This is a genomic window from Psychrobacter sp. H26, assembly GCF_059073035.1.
The window spans coordinates 2,029,421-2,054,177 of the sequence record NZ_JCACRW010000001.1; the positions used below are offsets into that span (position 1 = coordinate 2,029,421).

General features: G+C 45.4%; 23 protein-coding genes. 14 read left to right on the forward strand and 9 right to left on the reverse strand.

The features are described 5' to 3' along the window. Positions 1-26 precede the first annotated feature (26 nt). From tatB to AC5JPT_RS08410, 3 genes are all read left to right on the forward strand, one after another. Complete coding sequence (gene tatB / locus AC5JPT_RS08400; RefSeq protein ID WP_493857772.1) at positions 27-686, forward strand: Sec-independent protein translocase protein TatB; 660 nt, start codon at positions 27-29, stop codon at positions 684-686. A 143-nt stretch (positions 687-829) separates the two neighbouring features. After that, positions 830-1,567, forward strand: a complete 738-nt coding sequence (tatC, locus tag AC5JPT_RS08405; protein WP_493858453.1) for a twin-arginine translocase subunit TatC — start codon at positions 830-832, stop codon at positions 1,565-1,567. A 232-nt stretch (positions 1,568-1,799) separates the two neighbouring features. After that, positions 1,800-3,296, forward strand: coding sequence for a UvrD-helicase domain-containing protein (locus AC5JPT_RS08410; RefSeq protein ID WP_493857773.1), 1,497 nt, complete (start codon positions 1,800-1,802; stop codon positions 3,294-3,296). A 14-nt stretch (positions 3,297-3,310) separates the two neighbouring features. Here the strand turns inward: AC5JPT_RS08410 and AC5JPT_RS08415 are convergent, their stop codons facing one another. Both AC5JPT_RS08415 and AC5JPT_RS08420 read right to left on the reverse strand, forming a co-directional pair. After that, positions 3,311-3,709, reverse strand: a complete 399-nt coding sequence (locus AC5JPT_RS08415) for a hypothetical protein (RefSeq protein WP_493857774.1) — start codon at positions 3,707-3,709, stop codon at positions 3,311-3,313. Positions 3,710-3,736: 27 nt separating this feature from the next. Further along, positions 3,737-4,141, reverse strand: a complete 405-nt coding sequence (locus tag AC5JPT_RS08420) for a hypothetical protein (protein WP_493857775.1) — start codon at positions 4,139-4,141, stop codon at positions 3,737-3,739. Between the two features lie 84 nt (positions 4,142-4,225). Between AC5JPT_RS08420 and AC5JPT_RS08425 the strand changes: the two genes are divergently transcribed. Next, entirely contained in the window at positions 4,226-5,242 is a 1,017-nt protein-coding gene (locus AC5JPT_RS08425) for a tRNA dihydrouridine synthase (RefSeq protein WP_493857776.1), read from the forward strand. Between the two features lie 46 nt (positions 5,243-5,288). On the opposite strand, the gene AC5JPT_RS08430 is transcribed toward AC5JPT_RS08425, so the two are convergent. Together AC5JPT_RS08430 and AC5JPT_RS08435 are read right to left on the reverse strand one after the other, a co-directional pair. Beyond that, the gene (locus AC5JPT_RS08430) at positions 5,289-5,717 is read right to left on the reverse strand and encodes an MAPEG family protein (RefSeq protein WP_319051611.1); all 429 of its coding nucleotides are present in this window, start codon (positions 5,715-5,717) and stop codon (positions 5,289-5,291) included. An 11-nt stretch (positions 5,718-5,728) separates the two neighbouring features. Continuing rightward, a complete protein-coding gene (locus tag AC5JPT_RS08435; protein ID WP_493857777.1) occupies positions 5,729-6,142 on the reverse strand; it encodes an OsmC family protein in 414 nt (137 codons plus the stop codon). A 477-nt stretch (positions 6,143-6,619) separates the two neighbouring features. Here AC5JPT_RS08435 and AC5JPT_RS08440 point away from each other — a divergent pair, with 477 nt between their 5' ends. After that, complete coding sequence (locus tag AC5JPT_RS08440) at positions 6,620-7,138, forward strand: RNA pyrophosphohydrolase (RefSeq protein ID WP_057761956.1); 519 nt, start codon at positions 6,620-6,622, stop codon at positions 7,136-7,138. Between the two features lie 114 nt (positions 7,139-7,252). On the opposite strand, the gene AC5JPT_RS08445 is transcribed toward AC5JPT_RS08440, so the two are convergent. Continuing rightward, positions 7,253-8,077, reverse strand: coding sequence for an NRDE family protein (locus AC5JPT_RS08445; RefSeq protein ID WP_493857778.1), 825 nt, complete (start codon positions 8,075-8,077; stop codon positions 7,253-7,255). Positions 8,078-8,171: 94 nt separating this feature from the next. After that, positions 8,172-9,824, reverse strand: coding sequence for a DUF4139 domain-containing protein (locus AC5JPT_RS08450; protein ID WP_493857779.1), 1,653 nt, complete (start codon positions 9,822-9,824; stop codon positions 8,172-8,174). 388 nt (positions 9,825-10,212) lie between these two features. On the opposite strand from AC5JPT_RS08450, the gene urtA reads away from it, so the two are divergent. From urtA to AC5JPT_RS08490, 8 genes are all read left to right on the forward strand, one after another. Then, on the forward strand, positions 10,213-11,565 hold the full coding sequence (gene urtA, locus AC5JPT_RS08455) for an urea ABC transporter substrate-binding protein (protein WP_319051615.1): 1,353 nt from the start codon (positions 10,213-10,215) through the stop codon (positions 11,563-11,565). A gap of 494 nt (positions 11,566-12,059) precedes the next feature. Then, entirely contained in the window at positions 12,060-13,697 is a 1,638-nt protein-coding gene (urtB, locus tag AC5JPT_RS08460) for an urea ABC transporter permease subunit UrtB (protein ID WP_493858454.1), read from the forward strand. 10 nt (positions 13,698-13,707) lie between these two features. Next, positions 13,708-14,775 (forward strand): urea ABC transporter permease subunit UrtC, encoded by a 1,068-nt coding sequence (gene urtC / locus AC5JPT_RS08465; protein ID WP_493857780.1) that lies wholly within the window; start codon positions 13,708-13,710, stop codon positions 14,773-14,775. Positions 14,776-14,777: 2 nt separating this feature from the next. Further along, entirely contained in the window at positions 14,778-15,623 is an 846-nt protein-coding gene (gene urtD / locus AC5JPT_RS08470; RefSeq protein WP_319051617.1) for an urea ABC transporter ATP-binding protein UrtD, read from the forward strand. 86 nt (positions 15,624-15,709) lie between these two features. Further along, the gene (gene urtE, locus AC5JPT_RS08475) at positions 15,710-16,408 is read left to right on the forward strand and encodes an urea ABC transporter ATP-binding subunit UrtE (protein ID WP_493857781.1); all 699 of its coding nucleotides are present in this window, start codon (positions 15,710-15,712) and stop codon (positions 16,406-16,408) included. A 308-nt stretch (positions 16,409-16,716) separates the two neighbouring features. Continuing rightward, complete coding sequence (gene lgt / locus AC5JPT_RS08480; RefSeq protein ID WP_443526700.1) at positions 16,717-17,601, forward strand: prolipoprotein diacylglyceryl transferase; 885 nt, start codon at positions 16,717-16,719, stop codon at positions 17,599-17,601. A gap of 151 nt (positions 17,602-17,752) precedes the next feature. Continuing rightward, the gene (locus AC5JPT_RS08485; RefSeq protein ID WP_493857782.1) at positions 17,753-18,622 is read left to right on the forward strand and encodes a thymidylate synthase; all 870 of its coding nucleotides are present in this window, start codon (positions 17,753-17,755) and stop codon (positions 18,620-18,622) included. A gap of 80 nt (positions 18,623-18,702) precedes the next feature. After that, a complete protein-coding gene (locus tag AC5JPT_RS08490; protein ID WP_493857783.1) occupies positions 18,703-19,290 on the forward strand; it encodes a dihydrofolate reductase in 588 nt (195 codons plus the stop codon). Between the two features lie 96 nt (positions 19,291-19,386). On the opposite strand, the gene uvrC is transcribed toward AC5JPT_RS08490, so the two are convergent. Further along, positions 19,387-21,231 carry an excinuclease ABC subunit UvrC gene (gene uvrC, locus AC5JPT_RS08495; protein ID WP_493857784.1) on the reverse strand — a complete coding sequence of 615 codons (1,845 nt, stop codon included), beginning with the start codon at positions 21,229-21,231 and terminating at the stop codon, positions 19,387-19,389. Positions 21,232-21,514: 283 nt separating this feature from the next. Beyond that, entirely contained in the window at positions 21,515-23,050 is a 1,536-nt protein-coding gene (locus tag AC5JPT_RS08500; RefSeq protein ID WP_493857785.1) for a DUF3360 family protein, read from the reverse strand. A gap of 408 nt (positions 23,051-23,458) precedes the next feature. Between AC5JPT_RS08500 and AC5JPT_RS08505 the strand changes: the two genes are divergently transcribed. Continuing rightward, positions 23,459-24,019: a DUF4442 domain-containing protein gene (locus tag AC5JPT_RS08505; RefSeq protein WP_493857786.1), complete on the forward strand. Its 561-nt coding sequence runs from the start codon at positions 23,459-23,461 to the stop codon at positions 24,017-24,019. A gap of 223 nt (positions 24,020-24,242) precedes the next feature. On the opposite strand, the gene rplS is transcribed toward AC5JPT_RS08505, so the two are convergent. Beyond that, positions 24,243-24,662: a 50S ribosomal protein L19 gene (gene rplS / locus AC5JPT_RS08510; protein WP_290176744.1), complete on the reverse strand. Its 420-nt coding sequence runs from the start codon at positions 24,660-24,662 to the stop codon at positions 24,243-24,245. Positions 24,663-24,757 lie beyond the last annotated feature (95 nt).

Below are 24,757 nucleotides of genomic sequence, written 5' to 3' on the forward strand. Positions count from 1 at the left end.
CATTTAGACAGTGACATCGGACCATTATGTTTGATATTGGGTTTTCTGAACTACTCCTCTTTGGCGTTATCGCTCTCATTGTCTTGGGCCCAGAAAAACTGCCGCAGGCAGCGCGTACGGCTGGGCAATGGTATGCCAAAATTCGTCGCACCGTCTCGACCTTACAGTCCGAGATAGAAGCAGAGTTAGATCTGGCTGAGACACGCCAACAAATGCAAAAAGAGCTTGCCAAAATTCGCGAAACCGAAGCTGATATGAGACGTGAGATGGCTGAGATGCGTGGCAACATGAAAGCTTTCGAAAGCTCACATAGTCCATCTTCAATGTCTGATGACGTCACAAGTGATAGCAATAATGAAGAGAGTAAAGAAAACGGCACCCCTCATCGAAAATCAGCCACACCAAAAGCATTCGACTATCGCTATGCCACTGATACGCGCGAAGATACTTTAGAAGATAACCAACTATCTAAGAGTGACCACAGCAGCGATGAAAGCGATAGGGTCGTTCCAATTACTCAAGTCATAAATACCCGACCATGGGAAAACATGTGGTTTCGCCTCGGTGCTTATGACAAGGCAAGACGTTTACCGATGCCCCCATATGTACCAAATTATAAAGCCGATACTTTGCTAAATAACCCTATAGATATACAGACTTCTGACAACAAGCAGGAGACTGATTGATGCAATTATTCAAACGTAAAAAAAGCCGTCAAGAAAAAATCGCGCACTCAGACAGCCCTGCCAATATCACTGGTCAAGATACGGATACAGCAAACGATCCTAAAGACAAAGCAGCAGACGATGTGCTGAGCTCGTTGGGCGACATGCCTATTACCGAGCACCTAATCGAGCTGCGCCGGCATTTGATCAAAATATGCGTGGCTGTTTTAGTCATATTTTTGGCATTAGTCGGTTATTCACGTGAGCTTTATAATTTTTTGTCAGATCCGCTAGTTGCGCAGCTGCCCGCCAATTCAACGATGATTGCCACTGATATCACATCGAACTTTATGGCACCGATACGTCTGACGGTCTTCGTTGCTGCATTTTTGGCGATGCCCTATATCCTCTATCAAATTTGGTCATTTGTCGCGCCAGGCTTATACAAAAAAGAAAAGAAAATTGCTATTCCAGTCCTCCTGTCCTCGATATTTTTGTTTTATGCAGGTGTGGCCTTTTCTTATTTTATTGTCCTAAAAGGCGTCTTAAAATTCTTTATTTTGTTTGCCCCGCAAAACGTATTACCGATGACCGATATCGACAGTTATCTGAGTTTTGCCTTAAAACTATTTATGGTATTTGGCTTAACCTTTGAGATTCCAGTCGTCACTTTACTATTGATATTGGCTGGTATTGTCTCCATTCAAAGTCTAGAAGAAAAACGCCGTTATATCATTGTCGGCTGTTTTGCTGTGGCTGCCGTGGTTACGCCACCTGATGGGGTATCGATGTTGATGTTGGCTTTTCCAATGTGGCTGTTGTTTGAGCTTGGTTTATTTTTGGCAAAAATTCTAATAAAGGAAGAGCCAAGCCCTAATATGACATCAGCAGTCAAAAAATAGTCTCACCAGTGCCCTATTTGGATGTCCAATAGCTCCTAATTTAGATTAGAATGAGACTAGATACATAAAACTGTGCTGTAAACTGCTCACATATTTTCTTCTTGTCCCATCAGTAAGCTTAGCGCTTATTATCACGTTTTAGCACCATCATCATCTCTAAGCCATTGTTTATCCAGTGGCTTTTTTTGCCCCTTGTGTTTTAATCATTTTTTGTACTTTAGGTAACTTTATTATGTCCGCATCGATGCCAGCTTATATGAGCGACCCCACTGATGAGCAGCTTGCCGCGCTGAATATGGCGATGGATCACAAGTCATTTAAAGTGGTCGCTTATGCAGGTGCTGGTAAGACAACGACCCTCAAGCTGATTGGGGAACGTTTACGTGGGCGCGGTCTATATTTGGCGTTTAACAAAGCCATTGCCAATGATGCACAGCAGAAGTTTCCGCCGCATGTAGAATGCCGTACTTTTCACTCGCTGGCCTATCGCCATGTCGCTCGTGATATTACCGCAAAGCTGTCTTTGCCGCGCTTTTCACCCAAACGTCTGGGCGACGACTTGGGACTACAGCCTGTACAAGTACGTCGGCAAATGGATGGGGTCAATAAATATATTACGCTCACGCCAGCCAGGTTATCTCGGTTCGTCAGCGACGCGGTCAGTAATTTCTGTAGTACACATGCCAGCTACCCTGCGCCAAGGCATATCCTGTTCCCCAGTTGGCTCGATGCGTCAGATGCAGAGCAACTGCGTGAGATGCTCTACCCTGCTGTTGAGCAACGCTGGTTACAATCGATCGATGCGCGTCATCCTGCAGGTATCGGCCATGATATTTACCTTAAACTGTGGGCGCTATCCAAGCCGAGTATCCCTGCGGATTTTATTCTGTTTGATGAGGCGCAAGATGCTGACCCCTTGATGATGGGCATCTTGACCCAGCAATCGAGACAAGTCATCTATGTGGGCGATGCGCATCAGCAGATTTACGAATGGCGCGGCGCAGTCAATGCCATGAAAAAACTACCCCTACCGCAGACATTATTGACGCAGTCTTTTCGCTTTGGTGAACCGATTGCGGAGGTAGCCAACACCTTATTAAAAGCCCTACAAGAAGATGTACCGTTAAAGGGCAATCCGAATAAACAGTCCTCTACTGATAAGGGAATGGTACATAGTAAAAAAGACGCCATTCTCTGCCGTACCAATGCCGCGGCGATGTCACAATTACTCACAGGATTAAAGCACGGGCACCGCGTGGCGCTACAAGCCGATACTGACCGTATGCTCAAATTCTGTCAAGCAGCTGAGAACTTAAAAAACGGCAAATCGGCTTACGGGGTGCCTGAGCTGGCTTATTTTTATAATTGGGGCGATGTACAAGAGTATGCCGAAACCAATGAAGGCAGCGATCTCAAAACACTGGTCAAATTGGTCGACGATCACGGTACGAATGTCCTCAGTCAAGCGGTCAATAGTCTAACCAGTATAGAAAATGCAGACTATGTGATCTCTACCGCGCATAAAGCCAAAGGGCTTGAGTGGGGCAAAGTACAACTAGATGATGACTTTTATTATGATGTGACCACCAATGCGGTCAAAATAAGCCCAGAAGAACTGCGCTTGCTTTATGTTGCCTGTACGCGCGCGCAGAGCAATTTAGACATTCATAATATTAAAGATTTAATATCAGGATTACAGACGGGGAAAAAAGTGATTTTTGGGTCTTGAGCTCTTTTTAGTTTTTAAACCTTCTGTTGCCATATATCCAACTTCCCTTTTGTATATAAGCCAGAATCATCAGCATAGATTCCGTTCACCAGTTTATCTAAAGTCACTTGATTTAGCTCGCATCTAAAAGGCAGTTTTTTGTGCGACTGGCTGACGGCAGAAATTCTGATTTGTCCTGCTTGCTCATCGAACCATGCATAAAATAGCATTTCTGAAACACCACTTTTTCTATGATATAAATTAGCGCATTCACTAATAAACTCTATGACAGAATCTTCGCTCCACTCTACAAGTAGATCTTGGTTAAAGCCAAAGCTAACTATGTTTTGCGCTGCTTCCTGATGAATATCTTCAGCACATATCACTACCATGTCTTCTAACTCTGTTAACCACCTTCTAAACGTATTGTGCATATTTTATTCCAAGTAGCTAATCTGTTTTTAAAGTAGAGGATCTACTGTAGTAATTTTTGGTGCACCAGGGGATAGAATGCTAATACAGTCGTCTATTCCGATTACTAGATACTCTGTTAATAGGTCTTTTTCAAAATAACCTGTTACAAAGCCTTCTCGCTGTTTTTCTAAGTCGAACCAACCTCCATCGTTAACCTCCCATAGCCAACCGTTCGGGCAATCATCATTCCAAAATTCAACAAGGTTTCCATTATCTAATACTCTAAATCCAATAATATCAGTGAAATCGACGTACACCATTTGCCGTATTTCTTCAGTTGAAAAGAATAAAGACACTCTTAATAACCATGAATCATAACTTATATGATTAATTAACGGTACAACACTATAAAGCGGAATACTTTTGACTGACTCTACTCGTATCTCAGACATAATAAAGTCCTGTTTTAATTTATTAAGGACTATAATACTAGAATGAAATTATTTTACATTTATTAAAAACAGTCTTTTAAATATATGCCTCTATCAGAAAACCTATTTACCAATCCCGTCCGCCTCCTCGCACCCATGGAAGGCCTGACCGATCCATTGATGCGCCAAATCTTAACGCAGATTGCATCAGATTTAGGGCGTCCCTATGATTGGTCAGTGAGCGAGTTTATTCGTATCACGCAGCATGTATTGCCTGCGCATGTTTTCTATAGGTACGTCCCCGAACTCCATCACGATGCCAAAACAGCTTCTGGCACGCCTATTCATGTGCAAATCTTAGGTAGCGACGCGCAGCTGATGGCAGAGAACGCTACTTATGCCGCCGAGCTTGGCGCACCTGCAATTGATATCAACTTTGGTTGTCCTGCAAAAACGGTGAATAGCCATCGTGGGGGTTCTGTATTGTTAGATGAACCCGAAACCATGTATCAGATTATCAGTGTAGTACGTCAGTCTGTGCCCGCCCACATTCCTGTCTCTGCAAAGATTCGCTTGGGCTATACCGATACTAGCCGAATGGATGATATTCGCGGCGCGATTGCCGCCAGCGGCGCTGACTGGCTCACTATTCATGCCCGCACCAAGACCCAAGGCTATAAGCCGCCTGCCTATTGGGATAAAATCCAAAGCTTTAATGCGCTCGATATTCCAGTCATTGCCAACGGGGAAATATGGACAGCAGCGCAAGCAAATGACTGTATGACGCAGTCGGCAACGCATCATTTGATGTTAGGTCGCGGTGCAGTCACGCGTCCTGATCTGGTTGCGCAGGTCGATAGCCATGCTGAAGAAAATGCTGAGAGCAATGCTAAAAGCCTAGAGAATGCCTCTACATTGTTATGGCAAGATTTGATCACGCATCAGATTAAGTTTTTGGAGGGCGCAGCAAAGAATGATGTGGTGTTAGTCGGGCGTTATAAGCAGTGGCTAGGTATGCTGACCAAAGGCTATGCTGAGGCGCAAACATTATGGGAAAGGATTAAAAGAGAAAAGAATAAAGCGGTGATTATCAGCGCACTACAAGCGAGCGTGCAAAAATAATCACCTAGTCGTACATGGTTTGCTCTATAAATAACAATGGGCAGTGCTATACGCTGACTCGTATCGCTAAATAAAACAGCATTAGACAGCATGCCATCGACAATACCCAGAGAATAGAGCGAAATGTCGATAAGTTGGTAATATAAGCGGTACAGTAGCCAATCCTAATCATTACATACAACCAAGCCAATACATTAATAATAGACTGCGGTACAAAGAGTAGCATCGCTGTCAGTACAGCTGCTAAAAATACTGGTAAGGTTTCATAGCTGTTTTTTTGTGCGGCATCAGCGCGTGCGGCAATACCAGTAGTGCTTTGCATAAAGTCACGTGGATGCGCATTATTTCTGATTCTAAAGCCACCAGATATTTTTGCCACTAAAGATACTGCCCATGGCAGTAAGCTTGCGGCTATCATCGCCCAGATGGCGGAGGCGACTTTATCAGAAACCAAGTCAAAGAGTGCACTGATCATTGTATAAGTCCCTAACCTGCAGTCACTTCAAAATCGTGGGTAATGTTGACCCCACCTTCCACTAGCATACGGCTAGCAGAGCAGTATTTTTCTGCTGATAAATTAATAGCTTTTTCGACTTGTTTTTCTTTGACATCTTGACCCGTGACAATGAAATGCATATGGATATCAGTATAGACTGCTGGTACGGTCTCAGCACGCTGGGCAGTTAGCTCACAACGTACATCCGTCACTGCTTGGCGTGATTTCTGTAAAATCTCTACGACATCGTAACTGGCGCATCCACCCAATCCTAGCAGGATCAGCTCCATCGGGCTTGAGCCTTTTTCTTTATCAGCATCAAGCTGTACGTTATGTCCTGATGGTGACACGCCCATAAAGGCTTTGTTTTCTTGCCATGTGACGCTTGCTTTTGACTCTGACATTGCAGATGCTCCTTACTTTGATTGGCATATTGCCTATTTTTATTGTTTGAAATATATAACACTTGGCTAGTGTAGCATAAGCCAAAGCAAGATTTTATAGAGCCATTGTTCTGCTACCGCGTCACGATGAGTAAATACACTACTCTTACTCTTCGACTTTTGATAAAGCTATTATTTTGTAAACCTTTTGATTACTTTACACTCGTACAGTTGTCGCTGCTCATTACCACGTCTACAAAACCATTATCCTATAAATATACAAAAGTTCATTCATAAATAGTTGATTTTAAAAGGTAAAACTCGTGAAACATTTTATAGCAAAATACTGTTACACATTTTGCTTGTTTCTTGGTTTAATAACGGTAATGAAACTCGTTTTAGGCAGATGTCGATAACAATCACCTTATAATAATTACGATTGCTATTATGATTTGGATCTAGGACGAGCTATTTTTAAACAAATTAAAAGGTTTAGTCATGATAGATGCAGACGGCTTTCGCGCCAATGTCGGCATCATCTTGGCAAATACACAAGGGCAGGTTCTGTGGGCAAAACGGATTGGTCACAACGCTTGGCAATTTCCGCAGGGCGGTATCGACCGCGGGGAGACGCCGATGGATGCAATGTATCGCGAACTCTGGGAAGAGGTCGGTTTGCATCCGCGTCATGTGGACTTATTGGCAGTCACGCAAGATTGGCTGCGTTATCGCTTGCCAAAACGTTATGTACGTCATGGCCAGCACCCCTTATGTATTGGGCAAAAACAGAAATGGTTTTTGCTACGCTTAGATGAGCCAAATACCCAACATATTCGCTTCGATGAAGGGAAACCTGAATTTGACCATTGGCAATGGGTCAGTTACTGGTACCCACTCGGACAAGTAATTCACTTTAAACGAGGCGTTTATCGCCGTGCCTTGCAAGAATTGGTACGCGAACTCCCCTTAAAACAAGAACTGATCATTCCTGAGCAGAATAATCATCTGCTTATGTAATGAGTTACTCAATAGTACGATGCAAAACACCCACGATAATAACTAGAATGTTAGCAATTACCGTGGGTGTTTTTTTATGCTCTAAGATCTATAGTCTCAAAACGCTATTGATGACTACTTTGAGTTACTGTCAAATTCTCGGCTGATGATATCGGTCGTGAAATCTGCATCCCTATCTTTGCGTAATGTCAAAATGCTTTGAGTCCGCGTACCATAGGTGGGTGTGTTGGTTTCAACATCACCAAAAGCCACTGGCTCAATATAAACAGAGGATAAGGTTTGCTCAATCTCAGTGCTCATACCCGTCTCTGGCAGCTGATCATCTGGTGCTTTGGTGTTATCCGATAGTACATCGAACGCCGCCGCTTGCCAGTATTCAGCCGAGCTGTCCTCAGCAATCAATGGCAACACCTCTTGGCGCAGCCTGCCGCGCAGACGTTCTGTCTTAAACCAAGCTGATTCTGGCTGACCGTTAGATATGACATGCAGACCTGCATATAATGGCGTGGGTGCATGACCGCGATTATTAACGATGACAGCTTGAGTGGCGTCACCAATAATCAGGTTAAAGCCTGCATAGTTTTGCAAATCAATCTGCCGTGCAAATGTCATCGGACTAAGCATACTAGTCAAAAAATGGGTGACCAGCTCACCTCGTGAACGCTCATTAATACCTGCCTGCACACCATCACGAAAGTTCAATACCGCCGCCCAGCGTCCATTCTGCTCATATATGATGCTACCTTCTTTATCTGGCAGTGGCTGCTGATGAATGCCCAGCCAAGTCCCACCGCTTTGGCTATCACGTCCTGCATAAATAGGCTGGTCAGCCCACTGATGTAGCGGATCCGTCGGACGCTGCAAAAACTCATCGCGATTGGACAATAGTACTAAAGGTAGTTCGTCAAATAACTGCCAAGCAATGGCAACAATACACATAGCATTCCTTTTATTATTTTCTGTTAGGCGATAGATTTTCGGAAAAAAATAAAAAACATCGCTTAAAACTGATTTACTAATCAAGCGCCTCTTATCAATTACCACTCAATATTTTATTGGCAGGGTAACTGATTTGAGACGTTGAGCGTATCACCTGTGACTGTTTGCTTGGCAAGTCAAACTCCCACGCCACCATGCCTTGATTGTCATTCCAATTGCGCTCAGTGATAGGCGGCGTGTGGGTGACTGCAACTTTCAGACTATCATCGCGGCTGATAGGCTCGCTACCTAGTACTTGCAAGCGTACAGCGCGGTCGTGCTGGTTAGTAAATTGATAGGCTTGGGTTGTCGTTAAGGTTTGTGTGCGGTTTAGCACGCCTTTTTCACCTTGCTTATCTTCGTTGATCAGCGCTTTCACGAGCATATTTGAATCACGGCCAAAACCAATCCCCTGCTCTTTTAGCATCTGATAGTTATAGCGCGACTGTCCGACATAGTTGTCATCACGGTACAGCTGTAATGAGCCATCCACCCACTCTGGCGTCAGAAATGGTGCTGACGCATACCAATATGCTGTCGTCTCAACGCTGGGTGTACTTCGAACCCACAGCTTACTACCGCCAGACTGCTCGCCAATGACAGTACGCACTCGTCTACCACCACTGGGTATCGTCACCAGCTGCGGCAAGCGATACTCAATGATACCGTTTTTGTTCTGGCTATTGACCGTAAAGTTCGGTAGCGGCGCCATATTTGGCGAGCTAGAGCCGTCGCTATAGCTCTCTCTCGCAGACACGACTACAGGCGTGTTATCCACCATAGCTGATGCATACTGAGCATTTTGGTTTTCTTCATATAGCGATAGGCGCGGCACATAAGGCAGTCGTCCTGTCGCACTTTGATTGGGGTTGGCGGTACCGAGAGTGACAGGTACGTTGGTCCAGTTCTCGCCCGTTTTCTGGGCGATGATCGCCGAGGCGGTGATACTCAACTGATCACTATTGGTGTTGAGACGCGCCTGATACGTAGGCTCCCAACCTGCGCCTTGCACCTGATAATGCAATTTAATGCTACTTGGCGAGCGACTGGCGGTGCGCACACTTACCTGTGTCACATCATTGGAGGTTGATGTTGCGCTGCCTGCCATCAGCTGATTCAGTGCGTCTTGGGCGCGTGCTTGGCGCTGCTGAATGTCCAAAATCTTTTGGTTAATGCGGGTTGCTTGCGCTTCTATGTCGCGTGCGTTATTTGCAATCGTACTCGCTGTGTTGACTTGCGTGGCTTTAGTCAAATTTTGCAAGTAGGCTTTTGCCAAGCGCGCCGCTTCTAATTCAGCATTGATACTGGCTAGAGTGTTTTGCTGCGTCTGTACCTTGGCATCGCCTTGATATTGGCATTGGGTGGCTTGCTCTCCACTCAACGCTTCAATACTGATTTCACCAATATTGACATTACCTATTGCATGTACGCTTAGACTTTCTTTATCTATATAAGGTGACAGGCAAGAGAATATCACGGTTTGCTCGCCACTCTCTGTGATAGGCAACGAACGTGTGACACTTGCCAGTCCCTGATAGATAGTCACTTGCTCGACGCTACTGATAGCTGCTTGTGCGCTAGATATACCCCATACTGCACTGCCAACGCATATCACTGGCAGGACAGCGAGCCGTGTCATTCGAGTGAACGCAGACAATATACTGGTACGATCATTTGAGACAGACCAGTGTGTTAGGTGGACATTCATACGTCATTCCTCAAAATGAAATTATCCTAGCGTCACCGTCAGTCTTATATCAGATAAGCGCATAAGAGAACCTTTATCTTAGCAAGATTACCGTAGCCGTTTTGACCGTTTTTAATAGAAACTTTTTTATCGCCTCAGGTCTTTTAATGAGAGCTTCTCTATTTCAGTGTGTGGCTCTATACACTGCACCAACTTTTTATTCCTCTCCCCTTTATGGTGCACTTTTATTAACAATCGTGCACTAAATTAATGAAAACAACCGACAAGATTTAATTATTGCTCAATTATTACTCGATTACTGACTTTTTTGACTTGGCATAAAACTTGAAGTCTTAATTATTGTTCAGGAGCAGTATTTTTACTTTTTGTGTTTATTTAGGAGATGTCCATGTTTTCGTTACCAACTTTAGCCAATCCTCAGTGTGTTGACTCTCACTTACCCAGCAAAATCAAATCTCGCTTCTCACTATTAGCCATCGCTGTCGTTGGTAGCTTGAGCCTCGCTGGCTGTCAAAAACCTGCTGAAACGGCGACCTCTACAGAGACAACAACCGAAACCACTACAGAAACAACGACGACTCCTGCTGCTGATGGCGACACCATCAAAGTGGGCATTTTGCATTCACTATCTGGCACCATGGCCATCTCTGAAACCTCTCTAAAAGACACGGCACTCATGACCATTGATGAGATTAATGCCAGCGGCGGCGTACTCGGTAAACAGCTAGAACCTGTGGTCGTTGACCCTGCTTCTGATTGGCCGTTGTTTGCTGAAAAAGCCCGTCAACTACTCACTCAAGACAAAGTAGATGTTATTTTTGGTGGCTGGACATCAGTATCACGCAAGTCAGTATTACCAGTGGTTGAAGAGCTAAATGGCTTGATGTTCTATCCTGTGCAGTACGAAGGACAGGAGCAATCAGAAAACATCTTTTATACTGGCGCAGCGCCTAATCAGCAGGCTATACCCGCGGTTGAATACTTAATGAGCGAAGAAGGTGGCGGCGCAGAGCGCTTTGTACTGTTAGGTACTGATTACGTCTACCCAAGAACCACCAACCAGATCTTAAAGGCATTCTTAAAGTCAAAAGGTATTGCTGATGAAGACATCATGGAAGAATACACGCCGTTCGGCTTTAGTAATTATCAAACCATCGTCTCCAATGTTAAAAAGTTCTCAACAGGCAAAAAGACAGCCGTCATCTCTACCATCAATGGCGACTCAAATGTTCCGTTCTATCGTGAACTTGCCAACCAAGGTATCAACGCCTCAGACATTCCGGTTATGGCATTCTCAGTCGGTGAAGAAGAGCTACGCGGCATCGATACCAGTTTATTGCAAGGGCATTTGGCGGCATGGAACTACTTTATGTCGATCAAAAACCCAACCAACAGCGACTTTACCAAACGCTATAAGCAGTATGCACTAGATCAAAAACTGCCAAATGCTGAAAAGGTTGTGACCAATGATCCGATGGAAGCCACCTATGTGGGCATCAATATGTGGAAACAAGCCGTTGAACAGGCAGGTACCACTGATGTCGATAAAGTACGTATTAGCATGGCTGGACAGACATTTGATGCCCCTTCAGGCTACACGCTAAAAATGGATGAGGAAAACCATCATTTATGGAAACCTGTCATGATTGGTCAAATTCGTGCCGATGGTCAATTTGATACGATTTTTAAGACGCCAGAAGTTATCCAAGCCCAGCCTTGGAGCGAGTACATTCCTAAATAGACCGTCTTTTTAATGACTGTATGCTGACAAATATATTGATGGTGAGCCTATAACGCCTGAGCATAATCACGAATCAGCGCGCTCAACTGCCATAGCTATGTTTGACTTTATAGTTATGTTTGACCTTTTAAAACCCTTCAAACTTTATCAAACCTTTATCGCTCAAGACATGAGCGGTATAGGCTGAAGGTTTGTTGTCTGTAAAACATAGGGAGCCGCATATGCAGCGCCACACTTTATGCCCATTTGCAGGGCAAATATCGTCCAAAAATGATAACGCTCAGCAAGCATCGTTAAGCGGGCTAATGACGCACGTCACTTGTTTTTCAGTGTGCACGATTTTGCGGCTACTTGCAGTCACCACGTTATTCATAACGACCTTGGCCACCACTGCACATGCTGATCACGGTGACCATAGTAATACAGAACATGCCCATGACCATATGATTAAGGCCACTCAATCTGCGAACACCGTCGCTGCGACATCGGAGTCAATGACCGACGGTAGTGACACATTACGCACAAACAATGAGCAGTCATTGACCACACCTGCTAATGCCTCAACGCCTGCAAAATCTCCCACTGTTAATCCAGCAACGATTAGCCAAGCAACTGTAGGCGATGCTATTCCCCAATTTGTGGCAGGAGACTTTAGTCAACGCCAAGCCATGCTAAGTGATTGGCCAGGATCGGTTGAGAGTTTGGACAGTTTGGTTGAGTTGATTGCAAATGACGAGCTATACCAAGGCAATGGTGGACAGACTTATTTGCTCAATGCAGAGGATCAGCTATTTACTTATCCTGACAAAAAAGAAACGTCAGACTGGCCCAGTGATCTATCACAAATAACGTTGACCAACACATTACGCTCAGCGCTTATTTTTGGACAGGCAAAGGTAAAGCTCGAATCTGACAAGCCAGCTCAGCGCCTGCAAGCGGTGGAGATTTTGGCTAATAATATCGATCAAGTCGATCCAGCTATTATCACAGCAGCGGCCACAAACGAAGACAATACCAAAGTCAAAAAGGCATTAGCTGCACTGCAAGCTCGTATTGACTTCAAAAACGGTGACCTCCCCACTCAGATCGCCGCGGTCAATCTACTCGCCGATAGCGACAGCCCGCAGGTATTGGTTGATATCGAGTCCGCTCTTGCAGCCGATAACGTAGATCCTACGCTCGAAGCAGCGCTGATTGATGCCAGAGATAGCGTGGCACGCCGTATTCAGATAAGCACATGGACGGGGCATATTTTCACTGGTATGAGTACGGCCAGTATTTTATTGCTAGCAGCGCTTGGTCTTGCGATTACTTTTGGGTTGCTTGGCGTCATCAATATGGCGCACGGTGAACTGATCATGATTGGCGCTTATACCACCTATATGGTGCAAAACGCATTTCAAGCTTATATGCCAGACATGGCGGGCTGGTACTTGCTTGCTGCTATTCCCGCAGCATTTTTGGTCAGCGCCATCATCGGTATGATTATTGAGCGCATTGTCATTCGTCCGTTATATGGTCGTGAGCTAGAGACACTATTAGCGACCTTTGGCGTGAGTCTGATTCTCATGCAGCTGGTGCGGATGATTTTTGGCGCGCAAAACGTTGAAGTTAGTAATGTGGCGTGGCTCAGCGGTGCGTATCAAGTGTCCTCAAGCCTTGTACTGCCTTACAACCGTATCGCCATTATCGTGTTTACGGTCATCGTCGTGGCGCTACTGGTGTACTTGCTCAACAAGACTCGCTTTGGGTTATTTATACGCGCCGTTACTCAAAACCGTCAAATGGCGCGCGCCGTTGGTATCCCTTCAGCACGCATCGATATGATGGCATTCGGTCTAGGCTCTGGGCTGGCTGGTATGGCTGGTTGTGCACTGGCGCAAGTGGGCAACGTCGGTCCTGATCTGGGACAGACGTATATTATTGATACGTTTTTAGTCGTTGTTGTGGGCGGTGTCGGACAAGTGTGGGGCGCGGTATTGGCCGCCTTGGGATTGGGTGTCAGTGGTACCGTACTTGAGATTGGTATCGGTGCAGTATTGGCTAAGATTGTGTTGTTGGTTCTTGTGATTCTGTTTATTCAGAAGCGGCCACAAGGTTTATTTGCCCTCAAAGGCCGCTTTGTCGAATAAGGAGAGCTCTATGATACTGACCAAATTACTGTCTGACTCGCGGCGCAGTGCTATTTTAATCGGTTTATGTTTTGCCATACTTTTAATACTCCCTTGGCTACACTTGATGCCAGAGACCTCACCTTTTCACCTTTCAGCTTACTGGATCACGCTCATTGGCAAGATCATGGCACTGGCGATGGTTGCATTGGCACTAGATCTGGTCTGGGGCTATGCTGGCATTCTAAGCTTGGGACATGGTCTATATTTTGCGTTGGGTGGTTATGCCTTTGGTATGTACTTAACGCGTGAGACTGCTGGCGATGGCTTGCCTGATTTTATGCGTTTTTTGAGCTGGACTGAGATGCCGTGGTATTGGGCTGGCACGCAGCATTTTTGGTGGGCGATGGCATTGGTGATCTTAGTACCAGGACTGATTGCCTTTATCTTTGGCTTCTTTGCCTTTCGCTCCAAGATCAAAGGCGTATATTTCTCCATCATCACCCAGGCAATGGTATATGCTGCAGCGTTGCTATTCTTCCGTAACGAAACAGGCTTCGGTGGTAATAATGGTTTTACTGGTTTTACTACTCTTCTAGGTTATGACATTACTGCTGCTTCAACCCGTGCGGTCCTATGTTTTGTCACTGCTTTGGCGCTGCTTGTGTCTTACATGGGACTGCGCTATTTGATGAATCAGCCTTATGGGCGCGTATTGGGTGCGATTCGTGATAGCGAAAACCGCTTACAGTATTTGGGTTATCGCACCCTATGGTACAAGCTATCTGCTTGGGTATTATCCGCTGTTATTGCTGGTATCGCAGGCGCACTCTATGTGCCGCAAGTCGGTATTATCAATCCGAGTGAAATGAACCCTGTGAACTCAATCGAGATGGCAGTCTGGGTCGCGACTGGCGGCCGAGGAAGTTTGATCGGTGCGATTTTGGGTACGGGTGTGGTGAACGCAGTAAAAACCTACTTTACGGTCGCCTACCCTGAGTTTTGGCTATTGATATTAGGCGGGTTATTCGTTGTGGTCACCTTGTTTTTACCCAATGGCATTATGGGCTTGTTTGACCGATTCAAAAAGGAGAAATAATAATGCTAAGTGATAAACCATCAACGACTGAGCAGCTTATCAATGAGTATGGGCGTACTCATGGCGGTACGGGACGCAGTCACCCAAAGCCATCAGGCGTCGATTTTAGCCACGGTATTGCGCTATACCTAGAAGAGGTGAGCGTTTGGTTTGATTCGTTTCGAGCACTCAACAATCTGTCGCTCTATATCGAGGAAGGCGAGCTACGCTGTATTATTGGTCCCAATGGTGCGGGTAAAACCACGCTTATGGATGTTATCACTGGTAAGACCCGCCCTACTGACGGTAGTGTATTTTTTGGACAAACGCATAACCTTGCTAGCTTATCTACCGAAGAAATCGCTGAAGCAGGTATCGGTCGTAAGTTTCAAAAGCCCACCGTATTTGAAAATTTTACTGTCATGGATAATTTGCTACTTGCCGCACCCAAGGACAAGCGCGTGGCCAAAAGTTTATTTAACAAACTCGATGCCGATACGCGCGATACCCTGGATGCGACCCTTGAGCAAATTCGTTTGACCGACAAAACCAACAAACCTGCTGGGCTGCTCTCTCACGGTCAAAAGCAATGGCTAGAGATTGGCATGTTACTGATGCAAAGCCCCAAGCTGATTTTGCTCGATGAGCCAGTAGCAGGCATGACCGATGCCGAAACAGAACATACTGCAGAGCTGTGCCTACGCCTCAAAAAGAACCATACTCTAGTGGTTGTCGAGCATGACATGACCTTTATCGATGCGATTAGTGAAAAAGTCACGGTATTGGCACAAGGGGCGATATTAGCCGAAGGTACTTTGGCGGAAGTGCAAGCCAATGAAGCGGTTATTGAGTCCTATTTGGGTCGATAATTGGTCAATAGCTCAATACATCGCTAATAAATAAATGACTAGATCATATAAATATCAGAAAACAATGTAGAGGTTAGGAGACCGTCATGTTACAAATCAATGGCATCAATCAATATTACGGCGGCAGTCATATTTTACGAGACGTCTCGTTCACAGCACCTATAGGTGCGTGCAGCGTGGTACTTGGGCGTAACGGCGTGGGCAAAACCACGTTGCTCAAATGCTTGATGGGCATATTACCTATCAAATCAGGGCAGATATTACTGAATGATAAAGAAATCAGCAAGATGTCCCCAGAGCAACGCGTCCGAGCAGGTTTGGCTTATGTACCTCAAGGTCGTGATATTTTTTCGACACTGACGGTAGAAGAGAATATCTTGATTGGTATGGCAAAATTCTCACGCAGTAAAGCTAAACAAGTACCCAAACACTTATATGATATCTTTCCAGTGCTCGATGAGATGAAGCATCGACGCGGCGGTGACCTGTCTGGTGGTCAGCAGCAGCAGCTTGCGATCGCTCGGGCGCTCGCCTCCGAGCCGTCAGTACTAATTTTAGATGAACCAACCGAAGGTATTCAGCCGTCTATCATTAAAGATATTGGCCGTGTGCTTCGAGACTTGGCAGACAAAGGTGATATGGCGATTGTGCTAGTCGAGCAGTTTTATGAGTTTGCCGAAGAGCTCGCTGATAACTATACAGTGCTATCACGGGGCAAGGTCGTGTCTCAAGGTGCAGGCGACACCATGGTCGACAACAACGTACAAGAACTGGTGGCTATCTAATTGTTTTAATCCTATCTACTTGGTAGTGGGCATCTTTTATGCGCTAAGAACGCCATACTTTTCTTAGACTGTCCACTATCAAGTACCTCCTATTGCCACCCCAACCCCTTCTTCTATCACTGCGGCTATATCTGAAATCTAACGTTCTTTATCTCTCACAGCGCTTGCCGAGCACTCTATCAACGACCCTCAACATCAATAGTAAATCTCTTAGCGCCCCCTAACTGGCGTCATAGCAATTATGTATGCTGGGCGCATGAAATTTGCTATTATAGTCAGCACTTTATTATCAATATTATGACACTCTTATGACGATTCACCCTCAGTACGATCCTGTCGCTTTAGCACTGGGACCTGTCGAAGTCCACTGGTATGGGCTGATGTATTTACTGGCATTTGCTGCCGCTTATGGTCTGGCATGGTATCGCAGTACCAAGCGTGAGGGCTGGACGACAGATATGGTCTCAGACTTAGTGTTCTTTGGCGCACTTGGCGTTATTTTAGGCGGCCGTGTCGGTTATGTGTTGTTTTATCAATTTAGCGAGCTGCTACAAAACCCTGCTTATCTGTTCAAAGTCTGGGAAGGCGGTATGTCATTCCATGGCGGTCTGATCGGTGTGATGCTAGGTATGCTGTACTTTGCTCGCAAGTACAAAAAGACACCGTTTCAAGTGCTCGATTTTATCGTACCCTGTGTACCGACGGGTTTGCTGTTTGGTCGCATCGGTAACTATATCAACGGCGAGCTATGGGGCCGCGTCTCTGATGGTGGCTATAACTGGCTCACCTACTTTCCCCAAGCGGCTGGGTTTGATATGCAGCAGCTACAGGCCAATCCGGCACTGCAAGACGTTATGACTGAAGTCAATGGTCAGTACCTACTACCTCGTCATCCGTCACAGCTATACGAAGCTTTTGCCGAAGGTCTGCTATTGTTCTTATTCCTGTGGTGGTATTCATCAAAACCCCGTCCACGCATGGCGGTGACTGGTGTCTTTATGCTGGGCTATGGCTTGAGCCGTTTCATCATTGAGTTCTTCCGTCAGCCAGACGTTGATCAAGGGTTTATCTTGCTCGGTTGGATGACCAAAGGTCAGATATTGAGCGCACCGATGATTATTATTGGTCTGTTTTTGATCGGTTACGCTTACAAGCGCGGCATCTACGACTGGGGCAAACAAGCGGCTTACTAAGGCTGTGCTCCCAGTAGAGTGATGGATAACTTGAATAATAGGGTAAATGGTCGCAGCACCTACCCTAGCAATACTTTTCATAATGACAGCGGCGGTATCGGTTATTTGACTAGTCGGTAGCTACTGTCAGCAGTAACTAAAGAGCATTTTTATGATCAATGGTAACCACAGTAATAACGAGCAAGCGTATCTTGATTTGCTACGCCACGTCTTAGACAACGGTACCGAAAAAGGTGATCGTACGGGTACGGGTACGCTGAGTCATTTTGGGGCGCAGTTGCGTTTTGACTTAGCAGAAGGTTTTCCACTGCTAACCACCAAAAAGGTTCACTTCAAATCTATTGCTTACGAACTGCTATGGTTTTTGAGTGGTAGCACTCATGTTCAGTACCTACAAGACAAGGGGGTGCGCATTTGGAATGAGTGGGCAACAGCGGAGCAAACCGCACGCTTCAATCGTCCGGAAGGTGATCTTGGTCCAGTATATGGTCATCAATGGCGCAACTATGGCGCGACCAAAAATGAAGACGCCAGTTATAATTCTGACGGCGTCGATCAAATCGCACAAGTGGTCGAACAAATAAAAACCAATCCTAACTCGCGCCGCTTGATTGTTTCAGGTTGGAATCCAGGTGAAGCAGAGCAAGTAGCACTGCCCCCTTGTCATACGTTGTTTCAGTTCTTTGTGGCAGACGGCAAACTCTCTTGTCAGCTGTATCAGCGTTCGGCTGATCTTTTCCTAGGTGTGCCATTCAACATCGCCAGTTACGCGCTACTAACCCATATGGTGGCACAGGTTTGCGGTCTGGATGTCGGTGAGTTCGTCTGGACGGGTGGTGATTGCCATATCTACCAAAACCACCGCGAGCAAGCTGAGCTGCAACTGACACGTTCGCTTTATAAGCTGCCAACACTGTCTTTGAATACGGATATCAAAGATATATTTGCGTTTAAATATGAAGATATTAGCGTCAATGACTACGAGTCGCACCCTGCTATCAAGGCCAAAGTTGCTGTATAGAGCTGGTCTTAGTACCCGCTCTACGTAAGATCAAAATTTAGAAATATAAACGTTTAAAAATATAATATAAAGGACACATTATGAGCTATGCCCACACTGAAGTCGCCCAAATCGCTGCAATAAGTAGCAATCGTTGTATCGGTAAAAATAATAAACTACCGTGGCACATCTCGGCAGATCTGCAACATTTCAAAAAAATGACCACACGCGATCCGCAAAATACTGCATCTAGTAGTGATATGCAGGGTATCGTCATTATGGGTCGTAAAACGTTTGAGTCAATGAATAGCAAGCCACTACCAAAACGTGTGTGCTTCATCATCTCTACCCAGATGGACTATGCAGAGCAGCAAGGGCTAGTCGGACATGACCATGTGCATGTGGTTCATAATTTGGACGATGCACTCACTCACGCGGCAAGTTTGGCACATGGGCTACACCTAGATACGATTTGGGTGATTGGCGGTGAGCGTGTATTCAGTGAAGCGCTGATGTATACCGATCGTATTGAACTGACCCACGTAGATACTGATATTACCGATGGTGATGCGTTCTATCCTGAGCTGCCTGCGCGTTTCAACGTAGCAGAAGAGTCTGAGCAGATGCATGATGAAAAAAGTGATTTAAGCTTTAAATTTACGACTTATAAAGTAGCATCTGCTGAATAATAGGGTTCAATAGTTCAAAAAATGGGGCGGTTTCAGATAATCTTATTTATCCGAACCCGCCCCATTTTTATTCATGATCTTTTTAATCTTACAAAATCACTCGTGCAATACTTTATAGACTGTTTTTGCGAGTACAGGTCCAATCCCCTGCACACCTGACAGCTCTTGCTGTGACGCGCCAAGCAACTGCTGCATACCGCCGAAGTGGTTGAGCAAATCGCGGCGGCGCTTTTCACCAAGCCCCGGTATCACTTCGAGCACTGACGAGGAACGGCGCTTGTCGCGTTTTTTCCGGTGCGCAGTAATGGCAAACCGGTGTGCCTCATCACGAATATGCATCAATAAATGTAGCGCCTTGCTATCCATCGGCAAATCAAGCGGCTCATGATCGATGAAATGTAGTACCTCAAGTCCCGCTTTACGTCCCTCGCCCTTTGCCACACTGATAAGTAAGGTATCACCTAGGATACCCAATTCCGTTAGCACTTCTTTTGCGATACCAAGCTGTCCTTTTCCGCCGTCAACCAGCAGTAGATCAGGCAATGGCTGCTTTTTGTAGCGTCTGGTCAGCACTTGCTTCATTGCGGCATAGTCATCACCGCCTTGGATATCATGAATGGCATACTGGCGGTAATCTCGCTTACGTGCGCCGCCTTGATCAAACACCACACAGCTACCAATGGTCGCCTCACCCATCGTATGAGAGATATCAAAACACTCGATACGGTCAACAGTGCGGTCTGTCACATCAGCCAGTACGTCCTTTAGTGCACCAAAACGCGCATGGAGCTCTAAATAATCGCCCAACTTGGTTTTTAGCGCATTGCTGGTGTTGAGCGTTGCCAAATCCAGCCATTCTGAGCGGTGCTCGCGCACATTGGTCTTAATGGTCACTTTACTGCCAAAATGCGTTGCCAATGCTTCGCTCACTGCCACCTGATCTGGTATCTCATGACTCAAAATGATCTCAGCTGGTAGGTCATCGGTCACCTGAAAATAAAACGATGTGATAAAAGCCGATAGATTATCTGCTAGCGACTCACTACTATCCACATCGGGGAAGTAGTTTTTGCCGCCTAACACGCGACCACCGCGTACGGTTAGTACGTTGACGCAGGTCATGCCAGCCTGACTGGCAATCGCGATCACATCAGCCTCGCCTTGTACCGTATAGACCGCTTGTCTTGCCTGCACTTCGCGTAACATGGATAGCTGATCACGATAAAACACCGCCTTTTCAAAATCTAGCGCTTCAGCAGCGCCTTCCATTTTTTCAATTAGCGTACTATGAATATCACCCGAGTCACCTTTCAAAAACCGAATGGTATTATTCACATCTTCCGCATACTCCTCTGGCGATACCAGACCGACACAGGGCGCACGGCAACGCTTAATCTGATACTCAAGACAAGGGCGCTGACGCTGCTTAAAAAAAGTATTGGTACATTGACGCATTTGAAACATTTTCTGCATCAATACCAGCGTTTCTTTTGCGGCGTGGGCGGATGGAAAGGGACCAAAAAAACGACCTTTTTGATGGTTGCCTTTGCCGCGTCCATACGCCAAACGTGGATAAGGCTTATCGGCTGAGATAAACACATAGAGGTATGATTTATCATCACGCAGTAGGACATTATATGGTGGGCGATGTTCTTTGATGAGGTTTTGTTCGAGCAGTAGTGCCTCGGTCTCACTACGCGTGATAATGGTCTCAATATTATGAATCCGAGCCACCAATGCGCGCGTCTTTGGATGATCAATCGTCTTGGCAAAGTAACTGTTCACACGGCTCTTTAACGATTTGGCTTTACCCACATATAAAATATCGCCGTTTTTGCTCAGCATCTTATACACCCCTGGCAAGTTTGGCAGGCGTTTGATGAGATGTTTGAGACGGGCTTTTTTATCATCGACAGGGCTTGCTTCTGAGACGTTGACCATAGACTTTTTTGCTCTTAAAACCTTAATTGATATAGCCATTTATGGGGCGGGAGTGATCATTTTACAAGCGAGGTGACAGCATATAACGACTCACAAAAAAGCCAGCTTTATGCTGACTTCGTATGATTCATCTAGTTTTAGAACATGGTGAACGTTCAATTATGGCATTGATAGAGACAGCTTTTTAGACGACTCAAAGGTAAAAATAGTGAGTATAGTCAGTCTATGCGTCTGTCTATATTTATCGATGAAGCGGCAAAAAGGGTCATATCCTCTGCTTGTATTATTGGCGGAAGCTTGCCATCAATGCTGGGATGCCAGGCAGCATACCAACGATAGCCATTACCCCTGTCAGCACCACAAACATAATACCTGGTATGATCCAGCGGCTCATTTTAGATAAGCCAGCACTGCGCTCTTTAGAGCCAATCAAGCCTAAATTATCGAGCAGTAATGTGAGTGACCAACCAAAAGCGGGATTGACCAGTGCAGAAGCAAACACCACGATAGCAGCAGACTGCGTGGTCTTTCCTTCGCGCGTCATCTCCATGCCCGCTTCTAGCAATGGAATAAACACCCCTACGATCAGTGCCACACACATCACAGGCTGCCAGATGGCCAAATCCATCGGATAACCCCAAACCCCTGCGATAACACAGAATAATGCTGTCAATAATGCACCAGCCGGAATCGGACGCTTGGCAATCGCTGCTGGGACAATGTATGTACCCCATGACGAGGCAAAGTTGGCACCGCCCAGCACCGAACCCACTACTTGACGAAACGACGCACTGGTCATCGTATCATCAATGTCCATAAGTACTTTTTCAGTTCGTTTGGGATAGCTGATTTTTTGAAACACTTGATGACCCAAAAAATCTGGCGACCACATAGCAACGGCTAGAATGGCAAATGGTAGGACTACGACAAAGCTTTCAATCGTGGGCAGACCCAACATCCACCCTGTGTTCTCACCCCACCAGTACATCGGATTCATGTTTGGTAGACCTGGAGCTGTCTGAAACTCAAAAGGCGCGCCCAATGCAAATGCAAGACCGCCGCCCAGTACGCAGCTAAGCGGTACCGCAAGCCAGCGCTTTTGCCAATGCTCAAGTAAGGCATATAGCAAGATAGTCGCTAAAATAATAAAGAAAGCAATGTGCGTCATACCAATACTTTCTGACCAGACAAAGAGATTTTTGACCTGTGATGTCGTACCAATAAATCCTAAATAAATAAGTAGGCCACCGCAGACGCCTTTACTGGTCAAGTTAGCAAGCAAACTCCCTCCTTTACTGATAGCAAGGAGCAGACCAAAAGCACCGATAAGTAAACCAAATGCCATAGGGTGACCACCAGCGGCCACAACAATAGGAATCAATGGAATGAGTGGACCATGAGTACCAGCCAAGTTGGCAGTCGGTAATAAGAAACCAGAAAACAGTATAATAAAGAAGGAAACGATCAATAACTCATAGCGCACGTTTTCTAGAACAAAGGCATCGCCCAACCCTAGTGGTCCTGCAAACGTTGCTGCAATGGCGCCCACCATAACCACTTTGCCAATCGTTGCTGCCATCGCTGGGATCGTATCTTCATACTCAAAACGATAATCTCGAAACGGCAAATTAGGTCGCCAGCGCTTCGGCTGCATGATCTGTAGTTCATGATTCAGATAAGCATCGCGATTATCAAAGCTTGAGCTTGGCTTGTGTAATTCTGGATAGCTACCCTCTCTGTTACTGTCATTATTATTGTCATGATCGGATAGGTTCGGCGTCGGATTAGACCCCGGAGAAGGGGTCTGAGGGTTACTCATCACATTTCCTTGTGTGGATTACGTCTTTTATGGTTGCTAATACTCTAATCAAGTACTGAGTAGATCAATGTGTCCATCGCAAACTGCAAACTATTGTATGCTATGCATTGGTGAAATGCGACCCAAAACTCATGTAAAGATACTGTGTGTCTCACTATAATACATAAAGGAAAGTTTGCATTTATGATGACGCAAAGACTAATGGAACTTTGTAAATGCGCTATATTGACAATATATAAGTGCATACCAGATGAATATATTGTTTTTTTGGTTACGCTTTAGAGCTAGCGAGCGTAGCCATTTTTCACTATGATAAATATTTTTTGACGATCTTCACCTGATAGTCAATACCGAAAAACAGTACTACTGGTAATATCAAAAAATTGAGAAAAGCAACAGGATAGAGCTATGAGTGTATTTCCCGCTAATTTTGAGACTTTAAAGCGTCGAGCAAAACAAAGTATCATGCCATTACTGACACCGCACCTTTTAAAGCTGCGACTCAATACTTATGCTCCATACATTGGCGCAGGTATCAAAATCGACCATATCAGCCTTGATCAGGGATTATGTGTGGTCAGCATGGGACTGACCACGCTAAACAAAAACATCGTTGGTACTCAATTTGGTGGTAGCTTATATTCGATGGTTGATCCCTTCTACATGCTCATGCTGATGCATCAACTGGGTAGCAACTATGTGGTGTGGGACAAAAGCTCAAGTATTGACTTTGTCGCGCCCGGCAATAGCAAAGTCACTGCACGCATGAAAATACCCAGCTCTGAAGTCATTACCATTCAAGAGCTGGCAAAAGATGGTGACGCTGTATTCCGTGAATATAAAGTCGATATCGTCGATGATCAACAAAAGCTCATCGCTACCGTCACTAAGACATTATATATTCGACTACGAAAATACAGTAAATCTAAAGAGCAAGTCAGCCGTATTGAAACACCTGACAACGAATAGCTGCCAACTATTAATGTGAGGTTGATAGGTGATAAAATCTACATTTATAACGGCACACATACAAAAACCCCAATCTAGCATATGCATAGATTGGGGTTTCGTCTTTTTTGGTATGGCCCGCTTATTTATAAATAAACCTATGAATAAGGGCTTGTATCTACTATTACCTTATTTTGAGTCAACCCTAAAATAATACGATTAACTCAAAATGGCAAACTTGTGCTTAAATACCAGGTGCAGTATCAACGGCATCAGGTACGCCAGCATCAGTCTTTTTCTGAGCTGGACGTGGCGCAAGTTTTTCGCGGATACGTGCTGATTTACCAGAACGCTCACGTAAGTAGTACAGTTTCGCACGGCGAACAGCACCGCGGCGCTTCACTTCAATGCTATCGATGATTGGTGAGTGCAACTGGAATGCACGCTCAACACCAACGCCGCTCGAGATTTTACGTACGGTAAACGCTGAGTTTAGGCCGCGGTTACGCTTAGCAATTACAACGCCTTCAAAAGCCTGTAAACGCTCACGCTCACCTTCACGTACTTTTACTTGTACCACGACGGTATCGCCGGGTGCAAAGCTTGGGCGCTCGATCAATTGAGCATTTTCGATGACCTGAACCAATGGATGCTTGTTGCTCATGAGAGTTATCTCCTCACATTAGATAATAGAGGCTTGACGCATATCACCTGTTTGTAATAATTAATTATATCTCTTTATAGTGAGACACAACGTAA